Source organism: Labrys sp. WJW (genome assembly GCF_001676615.1).
Taxonomy (GTDB): Bacteria; Pseudomonadota; Alphaproteobacteria; order Rhizobiales; family Labraceae; genus Labrys; species Labrys sedimenti.
Genome location: NZ_LYXZ01000056.1, coordinates 67,306 through 92,299, shown reverse-complemented (window position 1 = coordinate 92,299; position 24,994 = coordinate 67,306). Strand labels below are relative to the sequence as shown.

Genomic DNA, 24,994 nt, shown 5'->3' with positions numbered 1-24,994 from the left:
CGACCAACTGCCAAAAGAGAGTAACCGGCATGGAAAGCGGCAATTACCCTCGCTTCTTGCCTCGATACCGCCGATTTTCCCTACCTCTTTGCGGTAGATGAAGAAGAAAAAAGGAGTGACGGAAAGGCCATGCCGGCGATCGGAACCGACAGGCTGCGGCGGTCGCTAACCCCCTCAAGGCCTCTCCTCACGTCATCCGGCACTATGACGGCGGCATGACAGCTACGTCTCCTAGCCGCATGGTGGAATGGATTGCTACTTTCGGCCGAGGCGAAAACCGTTTTTCCCACACCACCCCAAAAATACCCCGCAAATTTGCCGGTCTGCATTTTGAGATCGATTTCATTAAGTTGTGTGAGAGCAATCTACCTTCCATTCGCACGACCCCAGTGAGCTAGGCATCCATGAAAGAGCCGAAAGACCCGGCCATCGCAGCGGCACTCGAATATGAGTTCGCGACGCATGACGCGATGGCCAATCTCAGGGACCGTAGATCCCCGGCAAAGGTCAAGGCCTGCCTCCGCTGGGCCGACGCCCTGCTGCAACTCGAAGCCCTGCCCGAATCCGACCATCGCCGCGCCGGCGATTTTCTGGCCATGCGCGGCAAGATTCCGATCGAGGCCCGCAGGATCATCACCGATGCCATGGTGCGCCTGGATGCCGCTGCCATGGCGGCCGAGTGCCGCTTCGCCAAGACGCAGACCAAGCACTGATCCCGATACATTTGAACCGTCTCCGAACCGCACCGCGCGCCCTCGCACGCGGTGTCGTCGTGTTTGACGGCCTATGGTGGGGTGTCGAGGCAGGCAGCAGAGATCGGAATGTCGGCTCGGCCGGGCGGACCTAAAGTCATCGTGAACCCATCATGATGACGAAAGGACGAGCCTATGTCCGGCCTGCCACGCCCCCAGCCTGCTTCCTTGCCTGTTCCAGACGACTATGGCGCCGACCGGATCGCCTCCTATGATTGGCAGGGGCTGACCCGCCAACTCGACGATTATGGTTGCGCCGTGTTGGATGGCCTGCTCTCGCCGGAAGAATGCCGGGGCATCGCCGATCTCTATACGCAGGAGGCGCATTTCCGCAGCCATATCCATATGGCAAGGCATGGCTTTGGCCGCGGCGAATATCGCTACTTCGCCTATCCCCTACCAGCGCTGATCGGTCAGCTCAGAACCGCGCTCTATCCCCGCCTTGCTGCCACCGCCAACGCCTGGAACCGGCGCATGGGCATCGAGACAGCCTATCCGGCGGCCCATGCCGATTTTCTGGAGGCCTGCCATGCGGCCGGCCAGAACCGGCCGACTCCCCTGCTGCTGCAATACGGGCCCGGAGACTTCAACTGCCTCCACCAGGATCTCTATGGCGACCTCGCTTTTCCGATCCAGGTCGCCATTCTGCTTTCGCAACCCGGCCTGGATTTCACCGGCGGCGAGTTCGTGCTTACCGAACAGCGTCCCCGCATGCAGAGCCGGGTCGAGGTCGTGCCCTTGCGCCAGGGCGATGCCGTCGCCTTCGCCGTGCACAACCGGCCAGTCCAGGGCAGCAGAGGGTCCTATCGCGTCAATCTACGCCACGGTGTCAGCCGCGTTCGCTCGGGACAGAGGCACACATTGGGCCTCATTTTCCACGACGCCCGATAAGGCGGCACCGGGAAGGCGGCATGCTCCGCCTTCCCGGTGCCTGGCGATCAAGGTTGCGCCGAGGCAGAAGAACGCGGCACGATCTCCTGGCCATTGGGCGTTGCGCCGACGCGATCCACTCTCACCACGTCGCCGGGATAAACCGGGTCCGCTTCGTTCGCCTCGATGGTCTGCGTCTTGTCCCCGACCCGCCGGATGATGGCAAAGGTCAGCTTGCTGTTGATGTTGCCGATCTGGGAGACAACGGCCTGCGGCGCCTGCACCTCGGCGTTGTAGATGAGTCCCTGCGTCGTCGTCGTCTTCTCGGCATTCACCGAGATCTTGCTGCGGACGTCCGATATCTCGGTCAGAATGTCGTTGCGCCGCTTGTTGTGCAGGTCGACGACATCGCGTTCGGCCTTCGAGATATCCTGCTGCGCACGCAGGATCAGCAGATCGATATCCAGGCGGTTGCTTTCGAATTGCGAGACGTTCTGATCCAGCGCCAGTTTGCGCGAGGCGACGGCCAGCCCCTTGGACACCAGGCCGTTGACGTTATCCAGTTCCTGCTTGGCCAGGTCGAGCTGGCGCTCCAGGGATTGGCTCTTGGCCTTGAGGGATTCGACCTCGGAACCGAGCAGCTTCTTGGTCTGGTTGATCGCATCCTCCTGCGAGCGCAATGCCTGCTTGCGCGCCTCGAACAGGAGCTGCTCCTCCTTCATCATCTGGGCGATCTGCGGCGTGTCGGCCTGGCTCATCAGCTCCTTGGGGAAGGTAATGGTGTCGCTATCCCGCAATTCAGCGTCGAGGCGCGCTTCGCGCGCCAGCAGCCCCAGCCGTTCCACCGCCAGGGTCCGTAGATCGCCGCGATTGACCAGGCTCTCGCGCTGGAAGCTGAGAAGTCCGAAATCGGAGACACGCAGCACGCCCCCCGCCGTACTGATGGCCTGGAGTACGGTGAGGCCGGGCTTGTAGGGATACTGGCCAGGCGTTGTCACCATGCCCAATATGTAGAAAGGCCGGTAGGTCGACACCTCCACCGAGGCATCCGGCCGGTTGGAGAGGCCGATGCTGGCCTGCAGCTTCTCGCCGATCAGGACAGACAGGTCGCCCGTGCTCTTGCCCGCCGCCGGGACCTCGCCGATGAGCGGCAGGGATACGTTGCCGGACGCGCCCACGACGAATTCGCCTGTCAACGCCGCCCATTCATGCACCTCGCTCGAGGAGGCGCGCCAGTCATAGACCCTGATCTTGAGCTTGTCTTCCGGCCCAAGCAGATAGGGCTCGGCCAGCGCCGTCGTCGCAACACCCATCGTGGCAACCACTGCGGTCAACAAGCCTGTCACCAGGCGACGCAGGCTTGCGCGTCGTGTTTTGCGGCAAAACGAGGCCCTGTGAAATGCTGAGAAACTCATGAGGTTCAATACCGTCCTTCAATGAACAGGCCTTACGGGAAGGCCTGATCCGGTCTGCTTTGAAATAACGCAGTGATGCAGTCACATCGACTATGCCTGCATGCTTTTTTCATGCACGCGCCGCTCGACATAGGCTCGCATTTTCTCAGTGAAGACTTCCTTGCCGAAACCCGCCGCATGGGCCGTAATCGCCGAGGGGTCGATATCCGTCTTTTCCAGGCGCTCGATCGCATCGATGATGGCTTCCACGCTCTGAGTTTGAAAGAACACCCCGGTCCTGTCGGCAATCACGGTTTCCGTCGCCCCTCCCCGCCCATAGGCGATCACGGGACGCCCGCTGGCCATCGCTTCCACCGGCACTATGCCGAAATCCTCCTCGCCGGGAAACACCAGCGCCCGGCAGCGGGCATAATGGTGCTGCAGCGCGCTGAAGGGCTGCGGTCCCAGGACCGAGACGGTCGGCCCGGCCATGGCCTTGACCTTGGCGAACATCTCGCCGCCGCCGATGATGACGAGTTTCCTGCCGGTTCGGTTGAAGGCCTCCACCGCCAGGTCCGGCCGCTTGTAGCTGACCAGTTCACCCACCATCAGATAATAGTCTTCGAGTTCGGACGTCTCGACGGGGCGAAACGCCGCTGTATCGACGGGTGGGAATATGACATCTGAATCGCGTCGATAATAAGACTGGACGCGGCGAGCCACGGTCTTCGAATTCGACACGAAATGATCGACGCGTGACGCAGAGGCTGCATCCCAGTTGCGAATATAATGCGCGATCGGGGGCATCATCATGCGAGTCAGGAAGCCGCTACGCTCACGGTAGTCGTGGAACATGTTCCAGATATAGCGCATGGGCGAATGACAATAGCAGATATGGACTGCATCCGCCGGCGGAACGATACCCTTGGCCGGTCCGGATTCGCTGCTGATCACCAGATCGTAACCGCGAAGGTCGAGATTCTCGAGAGCCATCGGCATCAGGGGCAAATAGGATTTGTAGAGGCGATGGGCAGCCGGCAGACGGCCGATGAAGGATGTCGACACCTTATGGCGGCGGATCACCGGCGATACGGCATCGGGCCGATAGACATGGGTGAAGATGTCGGCCTGCGGAAAAAGCTCGCAAAGCGCTTCGATGACCTTTTCGCCGCCGCGCATGCCGACGAACCAGTAGTGTACGATTGCAACTCGCATTGCACCAATTCTTCCTGCGGGCCCCAAGTCGAATGCCCAATTCAAAGCACAAATACAGTTTTCGCAGCTGGCACCAAAGCATTCGGGCGTACGACGAAGGGGGTAATCCGCCCCATCCCGCCGGAGCACGAAACGCCCGGCAAACTGTGACGGGGTGACCGCAAGCCTTGCGGATTAGCACATGCGCGCCGGCCACGATGTGCGTTCTAGCACACATCCCGCCTGGGTGGGCTATTCGGCCATTTTTGGCCTGAAACCCGCCAAATTCCTAGCGAGTCCCCGCAAGACTGCGCTTTCGATACTATCCTTTCTCTCCCTTTGAAGGCACCCTCCGCGACCATGATGCGCTCGCGGCGGTTCCGAAAGCGGGGCGATCCTATTCGAGAGGCTAGGATAGGCTACCTATACACTCCCCCGGGATAGGGAAAAATACGGCGGAGAAGCAGAAAATTAGGCCAGCCTACCTTCCAAAGAGATAGGCCTAACTCGTTTCTGCGACGCAACATCACCCTTCACCTACCTCCTAAACAGTATGGATTTAATCAAACTCTATCCTTTTTGGATAGGGGTATGCCTCCAACTCAACGCAACGGTAGGTACTAACCCCCCCAAATTCCAATAGCCCTAATCCTTGATTTCCAACACGAAATTCAGCAATTCAGGATCAATAAATTCATCCAAATCAAAACACGCTTCGGCTTGTGTTTACAAACGTCGGCAAAAACTTCCAAACGCCGCACCAAGCCCGATTTTGTTTTGGTTGCCGCAGCGCAACATGCTGAACGGCAACTCCACCCGGGATGAATAACATAGCGTAACGCAGCACTCTGACCGAGGCGAGAGATGGAAAACTTGGCTAGCTCGAACAGTCTTAGCCGTATACCCGGCAAGGACGATGCTTCCTTGTTCAAATCAAACAAGCAAAGAAGCGGCCTATCCCTTGAATTGGCAAAGGGAGGCAAGCGCGTGCTCGACATTGTCACTGCCTCAGCTGCACTCGTCTTCCTGCTGCCACTTTTCATGCTGCTGCTTGGTGTGCTGCTCGTCCTTCAGGGCCGGCCGATCTTCATTCGACACAACCGTGTTGGTCGTGGCGGCGCACTCTTTCCGTGTCTCAAGTTCCGCTCGATGGTGACGAACTCGGACGAGGTGCTGCGCGAGCATCTGGCCGCCAACAGTGCGGCCCGCCAGGAATGGGAAGAGACCCACAAGCTCAAGAACGATCCGCGCATCACGCCGCTCGGCCAGTTCCTGCGGAAGTCCAGCATCGATGAGCTGCCCCAGCTCCTCAACGTTATCCGTGGCGACATGAGCCTCGTTGGTCCCCGGCCGATCGTCCGCGACGAAATGGTGCGCTATGGCGCCCATATCGAGGACTATCTGAAGGTACGGCCCGGTCTCACCGGCTTGTGGCAGGTCAGCGGCCGCAGCGACGTGTCCTATCAGCACCGTGTCAGCCTCGATGTCCGCTATGTGCGGGAATGGAGCCTGTGGAGCGACATCGTCATCATCCTGAAGACGATTCCCGCCGTGTTGCGTCCCTCCGGCTCCTATTGAGCTTGGTCCAAGAGTCGGCCGCAGTTCAAGCGATCGAATAACTGTCAGCCTTGCGCCCGAAGCACCACCGACTTCGGGCGTCTTTTTTTGACCGCAGCGGCTGGCTCAGCCACCGTCCCGCGCGCTGGTCCTCAGGTCGCTTGCATCGAAAGGGAAGGCCTGCGATGAACGTCGACACATTGCCGCAACCGAGCGCCATTGACCCGGCCTTCGCCTCACGAACTCCTTCGGCAACCATGATCGAGCCTCTTTCCTTTGCGATCAACGGGCGCTTCCTCACCCAACCGGTCACCGGCGTGCAGCGCTATGCGCGGGAAATCACCGCCCATCTCGACGAACTCCTGCATCAGCAAGGAGCCCGGGCCAGCCTCTATCTGCCTGGCAGCAGTGACGTTCCCGCCTATCGAACCATCCAGACCAGACGGTCCCAGCGCTTGCGCGGGCATTTTTGGGAACAGATGACACTGCCCCTGCTCGATCGCCGCTTCCTGCTGAATTTATGCAATCTGGGACCGGTTGCTCGTAGCAAGCAGATCGTCTGCATCCATGATGCCAATGTCGCCAACATGCCGACGAGCTACAGCCGGGCCTTTCGCGCCGTTTACGGGACGCTCCTGCCCCTGCTCGTCCGGCGCGCCGCCGCGATCACCACGGTCTCGCATTTCTCGGCAGGAGAGCTTGCCCGCCATTTGCCGATCGCTCGCGAAGACATCGTCGTTCTGCCCAATGGTCACGAGCATGTCTTTCGCTGGAACGCATCCCGCTCCTCGATTCGCACCAAGCACCGGTTCGAACGGCCCTACGTCTTCATCATCGGCAGCCGCGCCCGCCACAAGAATGTCGCGATGGTGCTCGATCTCGCACAGGCTCTCGACGAGCGCGGCATCGACATTGTCTTGACTGGCGGCCAATCCAGCATTTTTGCCGCGGAGACACACCAGACTCTTGCGCCGAACGTACGTTTCATGGGTTTCGTCGACGATGACGACCTGGCAGCCTTGCTGCAAGGCGCATTGTGCCTGCTGTTCCCCTCCTTCACCGAGGGATTCGGCCTGCCGATCGTCGAAGCAATGGCGCTGGGCTGCCCCGTGATCTCATCCGATCGAGCCAGCATGCCGGAAGTGTGCGGCGATGCGGCATTGCTGGCGCCGCCCGACCAACCCGCCGCCTGGCTGCGGCATATCGAGAATCTGGCCGCGTCCGAAACCCTGCGTTCGACGTTCGCCGAACGAGGGCGCAAGCGCATCGAAGCCTATTCGTGGCGGAAATCGGCCCAAGGCTATCTCGACCTCATCCGCGAGAGGCAGTCCGGAAAAGCATGACGTATTCCAGGAAGTCATGCCGTCGCCACAACATGTTTTCAGCGTATGATTTGAGCTTGGCCTGCCCCGAACGGGCGTGAGCCAAACCTTCCACCATCATGACCAATAGTATTGCGAGCCAAGCATTGCGACTTGCCTTCCCTAACTCTATAAGCGCGACATTCGACCTGAACTCTGCATTGCCTGCGCGGAACCACCCGCGCGGCAGCGCTCTGCCTCCAGGCTTTCCGCAATGTGACATGTTCGAGCGCGCTCGAACCGGATCGTTGGGATTGCCCGCGATCCCGTCGTTCCAATGTCGCCCTGTTCATGGATTTTGTTGAAGGTTCGAGGCCGCTGACATGCTCTATCTCAGGCCGCTGAATGATCAGCCCACGAGTTTCGGCTTGCGCGACATCCTTGTCGAGATCATGCGCTATGCCCGCGGCCTGGTGCTGTGGTTCATCCTCTGCGTTGTCGCCGCGATCATCTACATCGTCAGCACCCCGCCGGAATATTACGCAGCTTCCTTCGTGATTCTGGAGCCCAGAAGCTCGTTCTCGAGTTCCCAGGGGGTGGATCCGGGCCTTCTGCAGACCAATCTCGATAATTCGCAGATCGAGAGCCAGATCCAGATCGTGAAGTCCGAACGGGTTCTGCGCCTGGTGTTCCAGACGCTGAATCTGCAGAACGATCCCGAATTTGTCGGCCCGCTGCCGGCGCAGGGCGTGACGCCGGATCTGGTCAAGCGCCACGATGCAGCCGCCTTCACCACGTTCAGCGACCGCGTCACGGTACGTCGAATCGGGCAATCCCTGGTGCTTGAGATCGGCTATCGCTCAAAATCCGCCGCCAAGGCCGCTTCGATCGCCAATTCGATTACCGCAGCCTTCATCCGCGACCAGATCGATGCCAGGTCGCTATCCATGCAACGCAACAATGAATGGCTGCAAGGGCGCATCGACGAGATCAAGGGACAGCAACAGGCCATCGAGGAAGCGGTGCGCAAGGGCGTCCTGCCTGATCGCCAGTTCTCTGCCTCCGACGCCCGCATCATCAGTTCTGCCGCAGAACCCCTTTCGAAGGCTTATCCGCAAACGAAACTGATTCTGCTGCTGGCGGCTTCCTTCTCCCTGCTGACGGGTCTCGGCGCGGTCAGTATTTTTCACACGCTCAACCGCACGCTGCGCGCCAAGCGGCACGTGCAGCGCGAGCTCGGTCTCAATTGTATCGGCATCATCCCCTTTGCGACCGACGAGCGCGGCTCCGGCCTGCCGCACAGCCTTGCCGACCTTCGCCGGGATCTGGCCAAGCTGCCGAAAACATTGATTGCCGCGATCAAATCGCTGCGGCTACTCAGGCGGCGCCAAACCGATTCGGGCGACAACTACTTCGCCTATGCCACCTCGAAAGCCGGCACGCTTTCCCCTTTCGCCGAAAGCCTGAGAGCCGTGCGCACGGCGGTCATGGGCAAGGAACAGAGTTCCGGCGCGCGTGTGATCGGCATCGCATCGTGTCTGCCCCATGAAGGCAAATCCACCATCGCTGCCAACCTGGCCCATCTGTTTGCCGCGAGCGGCCGCCACACCATGCTGATCGACTGCGATCTGCGCGACGACGCGCTAAGCCGTCACTACGCGCCGGATGCCCGTTATGGCCTGAGCGAAGTCCTGCAACAGCGCGGCAAGCAGATCACCGCCTCCGCGATCAATCTGGTTCCTCGTCTCGACTTCATTCCCGCGAACAGGGCTGGCGGCTCGGTCGATATCGATCTCTTCATCGGTTCATCCGTCATGCAGGAACAACTCAACGCGCTGAACGCCTATGATTGCGTCATTGTCGATCTGCCTGCGATGAGCCTGTCTTCCGACGTCAAGGCGGTGGCACCGCTCCTTGATACGATGATCTTCGTCATCGAAGCGGGCCGTACCACCAGTGACGACGTAACCGAGGCTCTCGATACCTTGCAGCAGGCCAATGGCAAGGTGATGGGCGCCGTGCTCAACAAGGTGCCGAGGCGCGATTGGCCGGTACTCCTGCGCCGCCCGCGCGCCTGAGCTGGCACACCGGGTCTATCGGGGTCGTTCCCTCAGCGTTGCGTCTTTCGTCAATTCAGAATCGCTACTTTGTCATCCTGCGATCCGGGCCAGCATCCCTCTCGGGGATCCTGCTCGCACGGCCGCAGCAGCAAGAAACGAACTCGCTTGCCGTTTGGCCGATGGATGCCAGTAGCGACGCCATTTGCCATCGCAACCAAGCCAATCGGCTTGCCTATTTACCCCAACGTTCGCCTCCGCCTATTTCGGGGTACCGCCTTCGAGTTAGAGAGTACCTAAATCGGTCCCGACTTTCACTCGCTTCCTATCAACATTGCTAGATTGAATCAGAGCAGGGCTTGCAACATTCTGCAGATGCTCATGATGGCATTGCAGTGCTCTAGACCAAGGAAATACCAGACTGAATCGTCGAGGTGGCGGCAATTCACAAGTCTTTCCTTCGCGGAACATCCTGGTTTTGTCAGGCATGACCAACGGACATCGGTCGAATTCATGATCCCAGGGACGTGCTCTTCATTCTGTCATCCCTGACAGTAGCTGCCTGAATCTTGGACAGAATTCAGTCATACCCTATCCGTTCATACGTTGTGTGAAGTGTACGAATTGAAGCCTACAAATCTATCTCCCTCGGTGCCCTTGAGGCAGCTTGGTCAATCATATGGCCCCACCATGGTAGTAAACAGTCCACCAGGACAAATCGCTCTTATAAACCATAGGACATTACAGCGCGACTGCATCAGCCGTGTCCTGGCGGTAGAGTTTCCTGAACGAAAAATCTTACCATTCGCGCGCCTGGACGAATGGAATGCCGTTGCGGATGCACATGAGGAGGTCTCGCTCGTCATCATCTGTGAAGGCGAAGCTCCGAGTGATCTGACCTCGCTGGCTGCAGCAACCGCGCATATGCCCTCAGCCGCGATCATCATCCTATCGGACTCCGAGGACCCAGCCAGTATTTTCAGGGCTCTCGACCTCGGTGTGAAAGGCTATATTCCCAGCACGCTCGGTGCCGAGGTCGCCATCGAGGCAACGCGCCTGGTCATCGCCGGGGGTGTTTTCGTGCCTGCCGCCAGTCTGATCCGCGCTGCGGCCGAGCCGGCTCTCGCCCGTCAGGAGCAGCCTGGCCGAAACTATCCGCGCATTTCCCCCCGCCAATTGTCGATCATCGCTGCGGTCAGTCGCGGCAAGTCCAACGCCGCCATTGCGACTGAGCTCAACCTGCGCGAAAGCACGGTCAAGGTCCATATCCGCAACATCATGAAGAAGTTGAAGGTGAAGAGCCGGACGGCAATTGCGCACAAATCCCGCGATATCCTGCGCGCCGAAGGTTATGAGCTCAACAGCGCATCGGACATGCAGCGCCTCACCTTGGATATCGCCCGGTCTTCCTGACAGGCAGCCATCTTTCTTCACTCCGTCGGAACTGAGAAGGGAATCGGCAGCAGACCCCGATGGCGGCTGTCCGCCTTCAGACGTCAGAGCCGCAGCCTATCGGCAACCGGCTCTGTCCTGCTCTTGCCGTGCTGGTGGCGTCGGTCTGCCAGCACGGCCTCATATCGGTTTTCCCGGCAGCTTGCCTGCCCCGCCCTGTCCCAGCGGAAGGAAGAGGCCTTCCTTTTGTCCCTGCCAGACCAGCACCCGGTTGCGTCCCTGCTGCTTGGCCCGATACAGCAACTTGTCGGCCCAGCCCAGCAATGCAGTAGGCTTGTCCGTCTGTGACACGAACGCCACCACCCCGCCGCAGCTGATGGTTACCGCTTCGGCAGTCCGTGACCTGGCATGCGGCAGATCGAGATCGAGCACCGCCTGCCTCAATCTCTCCAGCAGTGGCTCCAGTTCATGGAAACCCGGCAGCAGCATCACGAATTCCTCGCCACCATAACGGGCGACGACGTCGTAGGGGCGGCCGACGGCCCGCGCGAGCGCCTGGGCAATCTGCCGCAGCGCTTCGTCGCCAGCGCCATGACCGTAATGGTCGTTATATTCCTTGAAATGATCGACATCGATCATGGCAACGCTGAGCGGATCGCCGGAACGGACGGCATGCCGCCAGGCCAACTCGAAAGCCTTGTCGAAATAGCGCCGGTTGGCGATCCCGGTCAGGCCGTCTCTTTCGGACAGGCGCTCCAGCTCATTGCGTTGCGCTACCAATTTGAGATGGTTGCGCACGCGGGCCCTGACGATGGCGGGACTGATCGGTTTGAAGACATAGTCGGCGGCGCCCAGCGAAAGCCCACGTTCCTCGTCCTGTTCATCCGTGAGGGCGGTGATGAAGATCACTGCGATATTGGCGGTCCGAGGCTCGGAACGCAGTCGGCGCAGTACCTCGTAACCATCCATGCCGGGCATCGAGACATCGAGCAGGATCAAGTCGATGCTTCGTTCGTCCTGCGCACGCTGCAGAGCGGTTGGCCCATCCTTCGCCAGGAGTATTCGACATTCACGCTGCAGCAGCTCTGCCAGTATCGTCCGATTGATCCGGTCATCGTCGACGATCAGCACCGTCTGCGGAAAAACATCACTCACTCTTGAGATCTTTCAAACACCCGTTGTTCCAGATCGGCGTTCAATTGCCGCAATAGGGTTTCCGCTTCAACCAGTTCAAGTTCCTCGAAATGGCTCAGGATCGCTCTTGCTCTTTCGACTTCGATGGTTCCGGAGAGCTCGGCGATAACCTCATCCAGAATGGCATATGCGGCATAGTCACCGCTTTGCAACAAAGGTTTTGCGGCTGCGATGAGGTCAAGAACCTTGCGCAGACCGCCGCACACCGGCCCTGACCTCCCGGCTGTAGTTTGTGCTGCAATACGATCGATCTGACTGAGCAGCAATGCCAGATCGTTCCGGAACGCGGGAAGAAGAAGCCGGACCTCATCGAGGTCCCCATCGCGAGAAATCTCCTCGATCTTAGCTGCGGCCGCACACAATTCATGGGCATCCAGATAGGAGGCAGCCCCTCTGACGGCATGCGCCAGTGCCGCAACGGCTGCGACATCCCCTCGCAATGCCGCCTGATCAAGCTGCGTGGGAGCTTCTTTGAAATCGCGAACGAACCCTTGGAGCAGGCGTTGCAATCGCTCGCGGCTATTGCCCAGGCGTTTCTGAGCCGCAGATAGATCCACGCCGCTCATTGACGCGAAAATATCCCCCGAAACAGGCCCTTCCGTCATGTCGGGTGTCTCGTTTCCGGAATCCTGTGCGAAGGATGACGCAGGAAGCAATTCCATCAATGTCCGGTAGAGGGCCAATTCGTCGATCGGCTTGGTCAGATGCGCGTTCATGCCTGCCGCGAGACTGGCTTCACGATCCTTCGTGAGGGCCTGAGCGGTCAAGGCAATCAGGGGCAGACAAGCCCAGCGCTCTTGTGCGCGAATCCTGCGTGTGGCGGTCAGGCCGTCCATTTCAGGCATGTGGACGTCCATCAGGACGGCGTCGTAGGCCGCCGTTTCCAGCTTGTCCAGGGCGTCGCGACCATTCACTGCGGTGTCCACGTGCATGCCGGCCAATTGCAGGAAGTCGCCGACGACCTCCCGATTGAAGGCATTGTCGTCCACGACCAGAATGCGCCGGCCCGCGAGTGCCACCCGGATCTCGTCTTGCGCCTGCGGCGGCAAGATCTCGCCCGTCTCCTCGCCAAGAACGCCAGAGGTCCCGTTCGCGGCATCGTGAAAGACCCCGACGATGGTGTTGAACATCACCGACACGGTGACCGGCTTGACCAGCACGCCGTGCAGACCGAGCTGCTCGGCTCGTCGAAGCACCTCTTCACGACCATAGGCCGTCACCATCAGAACGGCCGGCGTGCTCTTGAGCCTTGCATCGGTCTTGATCCGCGCCGCGGTTTCCAGGCCATCCATGCCGGGCATGCGCCAATCCATCAGAACGACTTCGAAGGGCCGTCTCTCCTCGCGGGCCTGGCTCAGCGCCGCCAATGCGGCCTTGCCGGAATCGACGACATGGCTCTCCATGCCGAAATCATGCACCATCCCTGCCAATGTTTCGCGTGCACTGGCATTGTCATCGACGATCAGGACTCTTTTGCCCTTCAATTCCCCCGAACGCAGAGTCCCCTCATAGGGGGCGGCGCTACGGGGTGACCTGAGCTCGACCGTGAAATAAAAGGTGCTGCCCTTGCCCAGAGTGCTCGACACCCAGATTTGCCCGTCCATGCCTTCGACGAGGCGCTTGCAGATGGCCAGCCCGAGGCCCGTGCCGCCATATTTGCGCGAGACATGCCTCTCCGCCTGAGCAAAAGCCTGGAACAGGCCGGAGACCTGATCGGTACCGAGGCCGATCCCGGTATCCTGCACGGCAAATTGTAGCCGTACGGCGTGTGAGGCATCCGCCTGGCTGGCGTCGACCGACACCACGATTTCACCCTTATGGGTGAATTTGACGGCATTGTTTACCAGATTGATCAGCACCTGCCCGAGCCGGAGCGAGTCGCCGACAAGGCGGGAAGGCACATCCGGCGCCACGGCATAGATGATCTCAATGCCCTTCTCCTCGGCTTTCATGGCGGTCACGGCGGAGACTGATTCAAGCACGGCCTCCAGTCTGAATTCGCTTTCCTCCAGCTCGAGCTTGCCCGCTTCGATCTTTGAGTAGTCGAGAATATCGTTGAGGATGGAGGTCAGCGTTTGTGCCGATGCGCTGATCTTGTCGAGATAGTTGCGCTGCTTGGGGTCCCGCTCGGCCTGGAGTGCCAGCCGGGTCATGCCGAGCACCGTGTTCATGGGCGTGCGGATTTCGTGGCTCATTACTGCCAGGAACTCACCCTTGGCTGCCTGGGCAGCTTCTGCGGCCTTGCGAGCCTGGATCAGAGCCTGGGCCGTGCGCCGCTCCTCGGTGACATCCTGGTTGATGCCCAGCGCGCGCAATACCGAGCCGTCATCGGCACGAAAGACTTCGGCCTGGCCTCGAATGTGCCGGATGGCGCCATCGGGAAGCACGATCCTGAATTCGCTCTCGAATGTGCCCGTCCTGGCGATGGCCTCCTGCCATTGTGTCAGCACCCGGTCGACGTCGTCGGGATGGAGCAACGAAAGCCAGCGCTCGAGGCTGCCGTCGAAAGCGTCGTGCTCCAGCCCGTAGAGCACATACATCTGGTCATCCCAGATATATTTCTGTTCCCGGGCATTCATGTCCCATATGCCCACGCCGCCGACCTTGATCGCAAGCTCCATACGCTCCTTGAGGGCAACGATGAGATCCTCGGCCTGCTTGCGCGCGGTGATGTCCTGCATGACACCGTCCCAGATCACCGTGCCATCGGCCTGGTAGCGGGGAGCGGAACGGCAGTGGAGCCAGAGAATTCTGCCATCGCGCGTGCGGGATCTGAACTGGCAGTCGAAGACGTTGCCGCGCGAGAGCGAATCTTCGAGCAATGCGTTGTAGCGAGGCAGGTCGTTTTCATGGATCGTTTGAACGAAAGCCCCTCGCCGTTCCATGATCTCGCTGGCCGGCACGCCGGTCAGCGCCAGGATGCCGGCGCTCACATAGGGCAGTGACAATTTTCCGTCGGGCGTCTGCACCAGGCGATAGACGGCCCCATGCGGCAGGTTGTCGACAAGGGAGCTGAGCTGGGCTTCCAGTTCCTTGCTTTCCGTGATGTCGCGCATGAGCCAGATGGCATGATCGCCAACCTGGGTTGCCGCCACTTCCGCCAGGCGCGGCGCTCCGTCCTTGCGGAAAAAGCCGGACTGACCGGTGCGATAGGTCCGGCCGGCCCGATCACCGCTCGAATCGGAGACAAGAGCATCCAATAGATCGCGACCGAAAAGCCGCGACCACGCATCAGGAATCGATAGCTCTTCCCTATGGTACCCGGTGAGTTCTTCGGCAGCACGGTTGACCAGGATCCCGTCACCGGTCACGAAAGCGGCCCCGATCGGCAGGTTTTCCATCATCTCTGACAACCACCGGACGCGCGCCGACAATTCCATTTCGATCTGCTTGCGCGCGGTAATGTCGGTGTGGGTTCCGATGATGCGCAGAGGCGAACCATCCTCGTCGCGCTCGATGGCCTTGCCGCGATCGAGAATCGTGCGCCAGGATCCGTCCTTGGCCCGCATGCGCAACTCAATGACGAAGTCCGGAGCTTCGCCGCTTATGTGCCGTTCCACCGCCGCCCAGCTCGCCTGCAGGTCGTCCGGATGGATGCGATCGACGAATTCCTTGAGCGTGGGCCCGATTTCGTTCTCGGCATGCCCCAGTATTGCCTTCCACTGCCGAGAATAGAAGACATTCCCGGTACGCAGATCCCAATCCCACAATCCGTCGCCCGCACCATTGAGCGCAAATTCCCAGCGCGCCTCGCTATGGCGCAAAGCCGTCTCCGTGGCGCGGACATCCGTCATGTCGCGAGAAACGCCGATCAAGCCGATCACGTCGCCATTCTCGTCGCGCCTTGGAACCTTGGTCACGAAGAAATGGCGCCTGGCGCCGTTGACGACGAAGGTTTCCTCCATGGTCACGACCTTGCCGCGCGCCATGATCTCCCGATCGGTCTGCAGGATCCGGGCCGCATTTTCCGGATCGATAACGGCCGTGAGATCCTGCCCCAGGATCTCGGGCGCCGGCCGCCCCAGGAAACGGGCCGTCGCCTGGTTGAGCATCACGAAGCGGCCTTCGAGATCCTTCAGGAAAATGGCATCCGTGGTGCCATCGAAAACCGTCTGCAGCAGATCGGTGGTCTTGCGCAGCTCGGCCGTGCGCTCAGCGACTCTGACTTCGAGCTCGGCATTGTGCCGGCGATTGGCATTCTCGGCCTCGACCCGCTCGCTGATGTCGCGCACGGTGGCAAAGAAGGTCTTCCGAGCCTGATAGAGATGGCAGGAAAGCCGAACCTCGACTGGGAAAACCGAACCATCCTTGCGGCGATGCCTGGCATAAAGTGTCGTCGCAACGCCCGGCTCGGCCTCGGCCCACACGCGCCTCGCCCATGCCAGGTCGAAATCCTCGACGATGTCCGGCACCGACATCCGCAGGAGTTCCTCCCTGGTGAAACCAGTGCTGAGGGTTACGTGATGGTTGACGTCGAGGAATCTTCCCTGATCGTCGTGGACGAAGAAATCGTCAGCCACGTGCTCCAGCAGCAAGCTGAAACGATTGTCGCCAAGGCGCTTTTCGGTTTCGATCCGTTTGCCGTCGCGCTGCACCTCACTCCCGCTGAGGAAGAGCAGCCTTACATCATGCTCGATCTCGTTCCGGAAACGGATGAGCAGGCGCTGATAGGTTGAGGAGAACCCCGCCTCACCCTGTTTTTGAACCATCAGCGTGCCGAAGACCTCTCCCTTCGGCCCTCGGATCGACGCGCCGAGGAAAGCCTGTCCCGCCGCGATTTCGACGACAGTCCCTGCCCGTCGGCTTTCCAGATCGGAAGCGTTTGCTCCATGTTCGCCGGTTTCGCGTGCAATCGCCGTGCTGAAACGCTGGAGAGCGACCTCGCTTGCCGTCGAAGCGGCTCGATGTGCTTGACCTGGCCCATGGCTGACGGCGATGATCTCGCCGCCTTCGCCGAGCCCTCGCATGACAAAGGCAGTCGCGTGCTCCAGGAGACCGACCAAGATATCGGCGGCGGCGACCCATCCCTCGAGAACAGCGGCAGGAATGGCCAGCTTGCTCCTGTCCGCGATATTCCCTTGCCGATCGTTGCTTCGCCTGTTCGAAGACATGCCTGCTTCCCTTTGAAACGCGCTGCGCAGAGAAGCTGCCCATCACGCAAGGCACGGCGCCAGGGCCAATCGATCACGACATCGAGCCATCGCCATCCGGAGCAAAACGCCTTCAAGCCTGAATGCGCCTTGCTCCAGCTTCCTTGTGTGGCCGCATCCTTTTCCAGGCGGCTACATCAACTCGCAAAACGTTTCAGCTTCCCAGGGCCCTGAGCCAACGCTCGAACGACGGCAGGCTGTCTGCGTCCCGGGTCCCCTCCTTCATCAGGCGGCTCGGCGCAGGCGCGCTGCGAGCCTGACGTGGACTGTAGCTGAACTCCCGGCTGAAAGCGCGGCTGAAATCGGCTGCGGAGGCAAATCCGAAACTCTCGGCAATTTCAGCGATCAGGCGGCGGTCCGAGGGATCACTGAGTGCGGCATGGGCAGCAAGCAGGCGTTGCTTCTGGATATAGTGAACCACGCCGCCGCTCGGCTCGAACAACTGGTAGAGATGGGTGCGTGATATGCCGAGCTCCCGGCACAGCAGCTCAGGGGTAATGGCGGTCGTCTGCAGATTGCTGCGAATGAAGCGGCGGGCACGTTCCATGGGTGCCACCGTTCCTTGCTTGCTGGCCACCACCGCCCGCTCTTCGGTGGAAGCCACGCAAGCCAGGATCATATCCCTGGTGGCATTGACCACACCGAGTAGGTCATCCTTGCTGAACTCGCTCAGCCGTGCCTCCACGCTGTCAACATGACTGACCAGCAGGCCAGCAAGGTTGCGCGACAAAATCCGGTTGTTGTTGGCATCGAGAATCGCAGTGGAATCGGCAAAAAGATCGCGTGGCAAATACAGGGCCAGGCTCTGCGATTCGAGCATCCTGCCCCGGAAAGCATGGCCCAGAGAACGGATCTCTACCGTTCCCGGCTGGCTCTCGGCGACACGCCCACCGACTTCGGTCCAGGCTTTTCCCTCGCGCCGGAAGGTAATCACCCAGTGGTCGACGAGACTGGAACGAAGCTTGGCCGCGGAGCGGTGGTAGCTGTGGGCAGCTGCCTTCTGCTGCACAACCAGCATGCCGCCGAGATTCCATGCGACCTGACGCGCAGCAAATCCCTCTTGCGCCGTTACGCCATCGGGCAATGTCAGATCGGCGAGCGGCGCATTGAGCATCTGCCAAGCATCGAACTGCTCGCCAGGCGGGAATTCGTCGGTCGAAAAAATCAAGGGCGTCAGTGCAGGCGGCGGCGGGCTGTCATTTTGCTGCGCACTGGGTTGCCGCGACCAACGACGGCGTTCCTTGCCGGAACGCGACGCCTGGGCTCCTGAAGCCGGCCGCTGATCGTTGCGGGACGCGCCATCGTCCATTCTGCTTTTCTCGCTTTCGCGGCAGGCTCACGCAAAAGCGGGAGCTCACATATTTGCCGACGGCGCCTCGCGGTGGCGGCCGCACTCGTTATTATGAACAACAACGGAAATCTTCAAAAGAGACTTTTCAGCACGCCTCGCCCACCCTCCTTTATCTTATGCACAAGTGAACTGCCGCATCCTGCCTGTTGCCGAAGGCGGCATGTCGCACGGTAAGGTTGCGTCTCGCCCAGGGGATATTTCATAAAATCATACCGCTCTGACTGCCAGATCATAGAAATTCTTTTCGATTATACAGAAGCGCAATTCCGTCGCAAATTCCCCCTGCCCCCTCGCCGCAGCCACTGCTGGCGCACGCGAACAGGAGGTAGATATACGGCAAAAGGGCTCGAATCCTCGATCTCCTATCCCACACCGGAACTGGCAAGGCGTAGGGGGGCCCTACGCCGTTGGAGTCACTTCTCTACCAAGTCCGAGCCTGACTGCCTCGGAATTTGTACTCACTGCTATGTCTGCGGACTCCAAGCTAACGACCAAATCATCGATCTCGCATAACTTGCCCCTTAGTCAGCATAGTACCAACACGTTGCGGATTGAACATGAACATCGCCCTCACAAACGCTTCCACCATCCTCGACAGGCGGCGGCCCCTGCAGTACCAGCGCGACAGGCGGGTCTTCGATGAGGGCGGTGTCGAAGCTTCTTCCGTCCGCAAGGACAAGGACGCCGCGGCTGAGAAGGCCACGATCAGCATTATCAACGACAACACCTTCACGCGCGACTGCCTGACCCGCTGCCTAGGCGACGCCGTCAGCGAATTTCAAGTCCGTGCCTATGGAAGCATTCGCGAATGGCAGGATGCAGCGGCCAAAACCGCTACACCGATCATCCTGCTGTGCGCCACTGGGCGCCAGGCAACCGAAGCCGCGCTTCACCAGGGCCTGGATAGCATTCTGCAGGCAGCGGCCGACGCCAGGGTGATCGTGATCTCCGATGTCGAGGATCCAGCCGGCATGGTCGCTGCGTTGGAACGTGGCGCCAAGGGCTATGTCCCGATGAGCCTTGATCTAGACGTGACCGTCGGTGCCGTCAATCTCGTCAATGTCGGCGGTACGTTCATTCCCGCCAGCAGCCTGCTTTCCGCGCGGAGCGCCAGTTCGCCTGCTGCGGAAGCCAAACCGCAGAGGCGAGCCTCTGCCTTGCTGACTGAACGGCAGCTGACCGTACTTGAAAATCTTCGCAAGGGTGACCCGAACAAAGTCATCGCTCACAAACTCAACATGAGCGAATGCACTGTGAAAGTTCACGTACGGAACATGATGAAGAAGATACAGGCTCGCAACAGAACCGAACTCGTCTGCATGACCAGCGAGCTCTTTCAGTCTTGAAATCACGATAAAACGCGATCGAAACCTGGAAACTACCGACACGGAAAGTCTCGAATAGCCTGACAAACACTGCCCCGACCTCGGATCCCGATGTGCCCAATGCCGATCACCGATGAAGTCTTAACAAGACCACTGACGTGCTATAGCATTATTGGCGACCTCGATTTCGTAGTCTGCTGCACCGAGGTGCGCCAATGATTGTCAGGCACGACAAGGGTACATTGGGAAGAAGCATGCCGCTTACGCGTGACAGAGGCATTCATCTCCTCGGGCGTTCTGTTCAGGAGAGCGACAAGGCAGTGGCAGTTCTCAATGCCAGGCGCGAAATCGTCTGGATCAATCCCAGCTTCAAAAAGATGCTCGGATATCAATCCGAGGACGTGATCGGCCGCCCGCTGATTTCAGTGCTCGTCAGCAAGGCCACCCCTTCGGCGACTCGTCTCAGCCTCGAACGACTCGTCAATGCCAAGCGTGGTGGCCTGGAGGAAATCAACGGTCACGACAAGTTCGGCAACGAAATCACGCTTCTGATCTATACCGATCATATTCGCGATATCGACGAGAACGTCTCGGAGACAATCGTCACCATTCACAGCAATACCCCTGCACGCATGATCCAGACACTCCAGAACACGGTGTTGGAAGAGCTGGTTTCCGGCGCTTCGCTGGAGAATGTATCGGAATTCATCTGCAAGAAAGCCGAATTCATCACGCGGGACGTCATCTCGACCATTCTGAGGGTGGATCAGAACGGCCTGCTGCATCCCCTCGCTGCCCCGAGCCTGCCCCAATATTATTCAGACGCTCTGGATGGGATCGCGATCGGTCCCAGCGTCGGCTCGTGCGGGACGGCGGCCTATTTCGGCGAACCCGTGCTCGTCGACGATATCGAAACCAATCCGCTTTGGGCGCCTTACAAGGGCCTGGCGTTGCCCTTGGGCCTTCGAGCCTGCTGGTCCGTCCCGATCAAGCTGCGGGATGGCCGCGTTGCCGGCACTTTCGCCTTCTACTTCCGGGAAAAGCGAGGGCCCAGCTATCTGCACGAGGAGATAGTCTCGGCCTGCGTCCATCTCTGCGCCCTGGCGATCGAGCAACATGAGGCCAAGGAGCACATCAATCGCCTTGCCTATTTCGATATGCTGACGGGCCTGCCCAATCGCCGTCAGATCTATCAAAAGGCCAGCCAGACGATCGCAGAAGCCAGCGAGAAGCAAGGCAAGATGGCGCTGCTGCGCCTCGACATCAAGCGCTTCAAGGACATCAACGATACCTTCGGCCATTCCACGGCCGACCAGATCCTCGGCCAGATCGCCACCCGCCTGCAGAACCAGCTTCGGCCCATCGATATTGTCGGACGCTTTGGCGGCGATGTCTTCGTGATTATCCTGCCCGACGCGGACAGCGCCTACGCCACAATGGTCGCCAGGAAGCTCGTTGACGCTGTCGCCAAACCCTTTGCGATTGCGGATCTGCTGCTGCCGATCTCCATCAGCATCGGCATCAGCCTTTATCCCGACAACGGCACCGATGTCGAGACACTGCTGAAACGAGCCGATTCCGCCGCCTGCAAGGGCAAGGCAGCCGGGCACGAAGCCATTTTCCTGTACGAGCACGAGGTTGTCGACGGCGCGCAGGAGCGGGTGATCCTGGGCGCTGCCTTGCGCGAAGCTGTCTCGCAGGAGCAATTGCGCTTGCTCTATCAGCCCCAAATCAATCTCGCGGACGGCACTCTACACGGTGTCGAAGCTCTCATACGTTGGGCACATCCCGTCCTGGGCGACATTTCCACCAGCCGTTTCATCATGATCGCCGAGCAGATCGGCCTGATCGATGAAATCGGGATCTGGGCTCTCAGCGAGGCCTGCCGCCAGATGGCTGTCTGGCGCGCTGCCGGCCACCACATCCCGGCGATTTCCGTGAATCTGTCCCCCTTGCATTTCCGCAACAGAAATCTGCCGGACGTGGTGGCTCATCTGATGCGCCAATACGATATTCCCAAGCACACCTTGATGCTTGAGATCACCGAGGGCGTGATGATGGACGATCATCCGACCACTCTGGCAACCATCGCTGCCATCCAGGCGCTCGGTGTCGGGTTGTCGATGGATGATTTCGGCACCGGCTATTCAAGCTTGAGCCGCTTGACGCATGTCCCTTTCTCCGAGTTGAAGATCGATCGCAGCTTCATCGAGGGAATGGTAACCGACCCCAGCGCGCGTGCCGTGGTGACGGCAATCAACAGCATTGGCCGGAGCCTCAACATCGCGGTCGTCGCCGAAGGCGTGGAAACCGAAATGCAGCAGCAAATGCTGCGGGAGCTGGGCTGCGAGATCGCCCAGGGATATTTGCTGAGCCATCCCTTGAAAGCCGCCGATCTCGAAGCCTGGCTGCAGGAGAAGCAAGGCGGCGCACTGCCGCCTGCTTCGCGACGGATGAAAACAGAGACCCTGCCCGCCTAACTCAGCTCGCACAACTTGGCCGCCCTGACTTGTTTAGCCGCGGAAAGCCGAACCTTCATGTCGACGGTCGATGCGGGACTGCTCCGCCCCCTGCTGCCCGCAAGTATTCCCGATCCGAATTGCTGCACCGCGCACGCCTCTCATCAAGGTCGGCAACCCGACCGCCAAAACAACACCGCCCCGATGCCATTACGGCATCGGGGCGGTGTATCGACGTCGGCGACTAGAGCAAAGCGAGTTCATGACTGAACGCTAATCGGCTCTAACTCTTTAGTTTGACGCGCCTTTGCGATTCTTGACGACTCCGTCAAATTACAAAATGCTATAGGCGCGGCGTCTTAGAACAACTCATTGGTCAAGAAGGCAATCTCGGTGCGATTGCGCGCCTTGATCTTACGCATGATATTACGAACGTGCACCTTGACGGTGCACTCTCCCATGTTGAGCTTGTAGGCAATGAGTTTGTTCGACTCGCCTTGGCGCAAGCGGTCGATCACCTCGAGCTGCCTCTGCGTAAAGACAGTCTGGCGAGAACGACCGCTGGTTTCGCCTTCCTCATTCACCTGGGCGCCTTGAGACCGCGACGACAGCAGACCGCTCGCCGGAACGAAAGTACCGCCGGCACGCACCAGTCGAATAGCAGCAATCGCAACATCGAGATTGGAACTCATCGCGATGTAGCCTTTCGCGCCCCGTTCCAAGGCAGCCACGATCTCCGTCGGTTCCTCATAATCGGAAACGAGGATGACCCGGGCTTCCGGTGCCGTCTGGATGACAAGATCCAGATCGCGCCGTATGGCCGTGTCAGTGGCCTTCCGTCCCGTCGCGCAGAGAAGGACGATCGGCATGGTCACAGCTACACCAGCCTCTTCCCAATCCGCGATACGCGAATATCCTTCCGTAAAGAAATTTCCTTCACTCGCAGCAAGACAACGCATCAGGCAGCTGCGCGAGAGAGCATTCTCATCAATGATGACAATCCGGGTTTGCAAATCCTGGTCGAGTTTGCCAGAAGCGGAGTCATCTTGAAGGCTGTCTTCCATACGTCCCTCCCTCCTAAGCTCAACAACAGAGGAAGATGACTTCAACGGCAGCACTGAACCTACCGCAAATGGCATCAAAGCTTGGCTACTCGCGGAATAATCAGTCACAGTCTCAATCTCCAAACAAGTCATCCGACAAATACCACGCGCATGCTTGAAAAAGCGGCACCATGGCAGTCAATATTCTGGCAACCAGCACGCTCAATTCTGAGCATTTTTTGTTCTATGCTTGGATTAAAATACCCATATGCCGCCAATCGACGCAGCAACAGTCAAGCATAGTTTTTCAAGCTACTTACTACTATGTATCGGCCTCTTTGTAAACTCCGTAAGAATGCCAAGTAGCACATGGAGTTTTGTATGATGCGTTACGTTAGACCCCAGGCTCCGTGACACCGACGTGATACTTTTAGGAGGCCAATCCGTCCAAAGTACGGCGTCGACGTATTAGCTCGCCTTATGCCGTTAGGGAAGCATTGTGTTACCTGTCGAACAGGTAAAATTGCACTTCCCGCCAACAAGATATTCCTGTTTGTCGAAGGCACAGCACCAAGCATGCGAACAGCAGCGACCTATTGACCCGTCTCGCATGCGTTCAAGAAACACTCTTTCCTTTCAACAGGTTAGAAGAAAAACCTTCCGGAATCACAGTGGGAGCTTCCAGGCTTTGCCCGTTTGATTGCCCCAGCCAACCGCAGACTTTGAGGAAAACCATATCCTCCATTTCCGACATCGACGCGCCTGCCGTCGACGGCGAAGGCGCCGTCGGACCGAAACATGTCGCTTCGTGGCGATTTCGTGACCCTCGAATGCGAGTTGCGAATCACATCCACGCATCGATCGTGACTCCGGCGCGATACGGCTGGCCGCTCTCTCATTGCGTCGCCTCCATCACCGGTGACTTGGCGAATACGATCTTGACGCGATCATCCCGCGAAGCGATCAGCTTGCCGAGATCGGATTTTTCACCGGCGACATACTGGTCCAGAAAGGCGCCGGCATAGGTATTCACCGCCTCGACCGTGTTTCTGGCGCTCGGCAACAGGGACGCAATCCGCGCCAGGAACGATCGTTGGGAGACATCGACGAAGCTCTGGTGCCGGCTCCCCGCCATGACGAGGAAATATCCGCCATATCGCTCCATATTGGCCAGAACATGCGTGTAGTCTTCGTCGGTCAATTTGGACGTCATGCGCAGCACGGTATCGCCTGAATTGAGATCGGCTGCCGTCGGCAACGGGCTATCGTCGCTGATTTCGAGAAAAGGACGACTCAAGCCGAGCCTGCCGACATCCCCGAACAGCCAGCCATCGAGGTTGACTGCCGCCTTGAAACGCGGGTCCTGCCTGCTGGTTTCCGCAGCGACCGCACCACCAAACGAATACCCCATGATGCCGACCCGCTCGAAATCGAGCCTCCTCAGCACGAAGGCGACATCGCCGTCTTCAGCACAGGGTGCAGCTGCCCGCAAAATATCGAGGACGACGCTATTGTCCCTGGCAAAAGCACCGGCTTTGAGGTTGACGGCTGCCCGGGTGCGCACGAACGCTTCCTCGCCCGAAAAGTCGACGAACTGCCTGTAGGCTTCGGGATCTATCTGATCGACTCCGATCACCACATAGCCGCGGTGAACGAGGGCGTCGATCTGGTTCATATGACCTTCGACACTGCCGCCCCAGCCGGCATTGAAGAATATGACGGGCGATCGGGACGTGGCCCCAACGCCGGCGGCTTGCTTGGCATACCAGGCTCTGACAGCAAGGCGACCAGCGACCTCGCGCGGCAGAGCGTCGGATTTGTCGCCACACAACCCAGACAATGGCACCAGCGTAGCTGCAACCTCGGGGTCGCCGGCCCGAGCGAGGTTGGCGACACCGAGACCGACTGCGAGCAATGCAGCCCCGAGGCAAAGCACTCCCACGAGCCCCTTTCTT

The 24,994-nt window shown here is 59.5% G+C and carries 16 protein-coding genes and 1 pseudogene; 9 read left to right on the top strand and 8 right to left on the bottom strand.

The annotated features are described in order from the left end of the window. The first annotated feature begins 404 nt into the window (after positions 1 to 404). Together BA190_RS28450 and BA190_RS28445 are read left to right on the top strand one after the other, a co-directional pair. Positions 405 to 713, top strand: coding sequence for a hypothetical protein (locus BA190_RS28450; RefSeq protein ID WP_068295966.1), 309 nt, complete (start codon positions 405 to 407; stop codon positions 711 to 713). A gap of 174 nt (positions 714 to 887) precedes the next feature. Further along, positions 888 to 1,643, top strand: a complete 756-nt coding sequence (locus BA190_RS28445) for a 2OG-Fe(II) oxygenase (RefSeq protein WP_068295964.1) — start codon at positions 888 to 890, stop codon at positions 1,641 to 1,643. Positions 1,644 to 1,690: 47 nt separating this feature from the next. Here BA190_RS28445 and BA190_RS28440 read toward each other — a convergent pair whose 3' ends face one another. Beyond that, on the bottom strand, positions 1,691 to 2,947 hold the full coding sequence (locus tag BA190_RS28440) for a polysaccharide biosynthesis/export family protein (RefSeq protein ID WP_245314988.1): 1,257 nt from the start codon (positions 2,945 to 2,947) through the stop codon (positions 1,691 to 1,693). A gap of 180 nt (positions 2,948 to 3,127) precedes the next feature. Further along, positions 3,128 to 4,231, bottom strand: a complete 1,104-nt coding sequence (locus BA190_RS28435) for a glycosyltransferase (RefSeq protein ID WP_068295961.1) — start codon at positions 4,229 to 4,231, stop codon at positions 3,128 to 3,130. Between the two features lie 843 nt (positions 4,232 to 5,074). On the opposite strand from BA190_RS28435, the gene BA190_RS28430 reads away from it, so the two are divergent. The 4 genes from BA190_RS28430 (at position 5,075) to BA190_RS28415 (ending at position 10,538) form a co-directional block, all read left to right on the top strand. Continuing rightward, complete coding sequence (locus BA190_RS28430; protein WP_068295959.1) at positions 5,075 to 5,788, top strand: sugar transferase; 714 nt, start codon at positions 5,075 to 5,077, stop codon at positions 5,786 to 5,788. Positions 5,789 to 5,952: 164 nt separating this feature from the next. After that, positions 5,953 to 7,110, top strand: coding sequence for a glycosyltransferase family 1 protein (locus tag BA190_RS28425; protein ID WP_068295956.1), 1,158 nt, complete (start codon positions 5,953 to 5,955; stop codon positions 7,108 to 7,110). A gap of 341 nt (positions 7,111 to 7,451) precedes the next feature. Then, positions 7,452 to 9,146 carry a tyrosine-protein kinase domain-containing protein gene (locus BA190_RS28420; protein ID WP_068295955.1) on the top strand — a complete coding sequence of 565 codons (1,695 nt, stop codon included), beginning with the start codon at positions 7,452 to 7,454 and terminating at the stop codon, positions 9,144 to 9,146. Positions 9,147 to 9,815: 669 nt separating this feature from the next. Continuing rightward, the gene (locus BA190_RS28415) at positions 9,816 to 10,538 is read left to right on the top strand and encodes a response regulator transcription factor (RefSeq protein WP_082980093.1); all 723 of its coding nucleotides are present in this window, start codon (positions 9,816 to 9,818) and stop codon (positions 10,536 to 10,538) included. A 159-nt stretch (positions 10,539 to 10,697) separates the two neighbouring features. Here the strand turns inward: BA190_RS28415 and BA190_RS28410 are convergent, their stop codons facing one another. From BA190_RS28410 to BA190_RS37265, 3 genes and pseudogenes are all read right to left on the bottom strand, one after another. Beyond that, positions 10,698 to 11,672, bottom strand: coding sequence for a diguanylate cyclase domain-containing protein (locus BA190_RS28410; protein ID WP_068295951.1), 975 nt, complete (start codon positions 11,670 to 11,672; stop codon positions 10,698 to 10,700). Continuing rightward, a complete protein-coding gene (locus BA190_RS28405) occupies positions 11,669 to 15,091 on the bottom strand; it encodes a PAS domain-containing hybrid sensor histidine kinase/response regulator (protein ID WP_245314976.1) in 3,423 nt (1,140 codons plus the stop codon). Before BA190_RS28405 ends, BA190_RS28410 begins: the two co-directional genes overlap by 4 nt. Before the next feature lie 51 nt (positions 15,092 to 15,142). After that, positions 15,143 to 16,420: pseudogene (locus tag BA190_RS37265) on the bottom strand (PAS domain S-box protein); the annotation flags it as partial. A 120-nt stretch (positions 16,421 to 16,540) separates the two neighbouring features. Here BA190_RS37265 and BA190_RS36965 point away from each other — a divergent pair. Further along, positions 16,541 to 17,035 carry a hypothetical protein gene (locus tag BA190_RS36965; protein ID WP_245314974.1) on the top strand — a complete coding sequence of 165 codons (495 nt, stop codon included), beginning with the start codon at positions 16,541 to 16,543 and terminating at the stop codon, positions 17,033 to 17,035. Here BA190_RS36965 and BA190_RS28400 read toward each other — a convergent pair. Next, positions 17,016 to 18,170: a helix-turn-helix domain-containing protein gene (locus BA190_RS28400; protein WP_068295947.1), complete on the bottom strand. Its 1,155-nt coding sequence runs from the start codon at positions 18,168 to 18,170 to the stop codon at positions 17,016 to 17,018. The two genes, BA190_RS36965 and BA190_RS28400, sit on opposite strands and share 20 nt — an antisense overlap. Before the next feature lie 599 nt (positions 18,171 to 18,769). Here BA190_RS28400 and BA190_RS36960 point away from each other — a divergent pair. After that, the gene (locus tag BA190_RS36960; protein WP_068295946.1) at positions 18,770 to 19,558 is read left to right on the top strand and encodes a response regulator transcription factor; all 789 of its coding nucleotides are present in this window, start codon (positions 18,770 to 18,772) and stop codon (positions 19,556 to 19,558) included. A gap of 194 nt (positions 19,559 to 19,752) precedes the next feature. Next, positions 19,753 to 22,017: an EAL domain-containing protein gene (locus BA190_RS28390; RefSeq protein WP_082980092.1), complete on the top strand. Its 2,265-nt coding sequence runs from the start codon at positions 19,753 to 19,755 to the stop codon at positions 22,015 to 22,017. Positions 22,018 to 22,355: 338 nt separating this feature from the next. Here BA190_RS28390 and BA190_RS28385 read toward each other — a convergent pair whose 3' ends face one another. Together BA190_RS28385 and BA190_RS28380 are read right to left on the bottom strand one after the other, a co-directional pair. Continuing rightward, complete coding sequence (locus tag BA190_RS28385; protein ID WP_068295944.1) at positions 22,356 to 23,060, bottom strand: response regulator transcription factor; 705 nt, start codon at positions 23,058 to 23,060, stop codon at positions 22,356 to 22,358. An 874-nt stretch (positions 23,061 to 23,934) separates the two neighbouring features. Next, positions 23,935 to 24,981, bottom strand: coding sequence for a dienelactone hydrolase family protein (locus BA190_RS28380; RefSeq protein ID WP_162275244.1), 1,047 nt, complete (start codon positions 24,979 to 24,981; stop codon positions 23,935 to 23,937). Positions 24,982 to 24,994: the final 13 nt, after the last annotated feature.

Bases quoted from the DNA above. Each gene is read 5' to 3' on its own strand.
- BA190_RS28450 (WP_068295966.1), top strand. From the start codon at position 405: ATGAAAGAGCCGAAAGACCCGGCCATCGCAGCGGCACTCGAATATGAG.
- BA190_RS28445 (WP_068295964.1), top strand. From the start codon at position 888: ATGTCCGGCCTGCCACGCCCCCAGCCTGCTTCCTTGCCTGTTCCAGAC.
- BA190_RS28435 (WP_068295961.1), bottom strand. From the start codon at position 4,231: ATGCGAGTTGCAATCGTACACTACTGGTTCGTCGGCATGCGCGGCGGC.
- BA190_RS28430 (WP_068295959.1), top strand. From the start codon at position 5,075: ATGGAAAACTTGGCTAGCTCGAACAGTCTTAGCCGTATACCCGGCAAG.
- BA190_RS28425 (WP_068295956.1), top strand. From the start codon at position 5,953: ATGAACGTCGACACATTGCCGCAACCGAGCGCCATTGACCCGGCCTTC.
- BA190_RS28420 (WP_068295955.1), top strand. From the start codon at position 7,452: ATGCTCTATCTCAGGCCGCTGAATGATCAGCCCACGAGTTTCGGCTTG.
- BA190_RS28415 (WP_082980093.1), top strand. From the start codon at position 9,816: ATGGTAGTAAACAGTCCACCAGGACAAATCGCTCTTATAAACCATAGG.
- BA190_RS28405 (WP_245314976.1), bottom strand. From the start codon at position 15,091: ATGGAATTGTCGGCGCGCGTCCGGTGGTTGTCAGAGATGATGGAAAAC.
- BA190_RS36965 (WP_245314974.1), top strand. From the start codon at position 16,541: ATGTTCGCCGGTTTCGCGTGCAATCGCCGTGCTGAAACGCTGGAGAGC.
- BA190_RS28400 (WP_068295947.1), bottom strand. From the start codon at position 18,170: ATGGACGATGGCGCGTCCCGCAACGATCAGCGGCCGGCTTCAGGAGCC.
- BA190_RS36960 (WP_068295946.1), top strand. From the start codon at position 18,770: ATGAACATCGCCCTCACAAACGCTTCCACCATCCTCGACAGGCGGCGG.
- BA190_RS28390 (WP_082980092.1), top strand. From the start codon at position 19,753: ATGATTGTCAGGCACGACAAGGGTACATTGGGAAGAAGCATGCCGCTT.
- BA190_RS28385 (WP_068295944.1), bottom strand. From the start codon at position 23,060: ATGGAAGACAGCCTTCAAGATGACTCCGCTTCTGGCAAACTCGACCAG.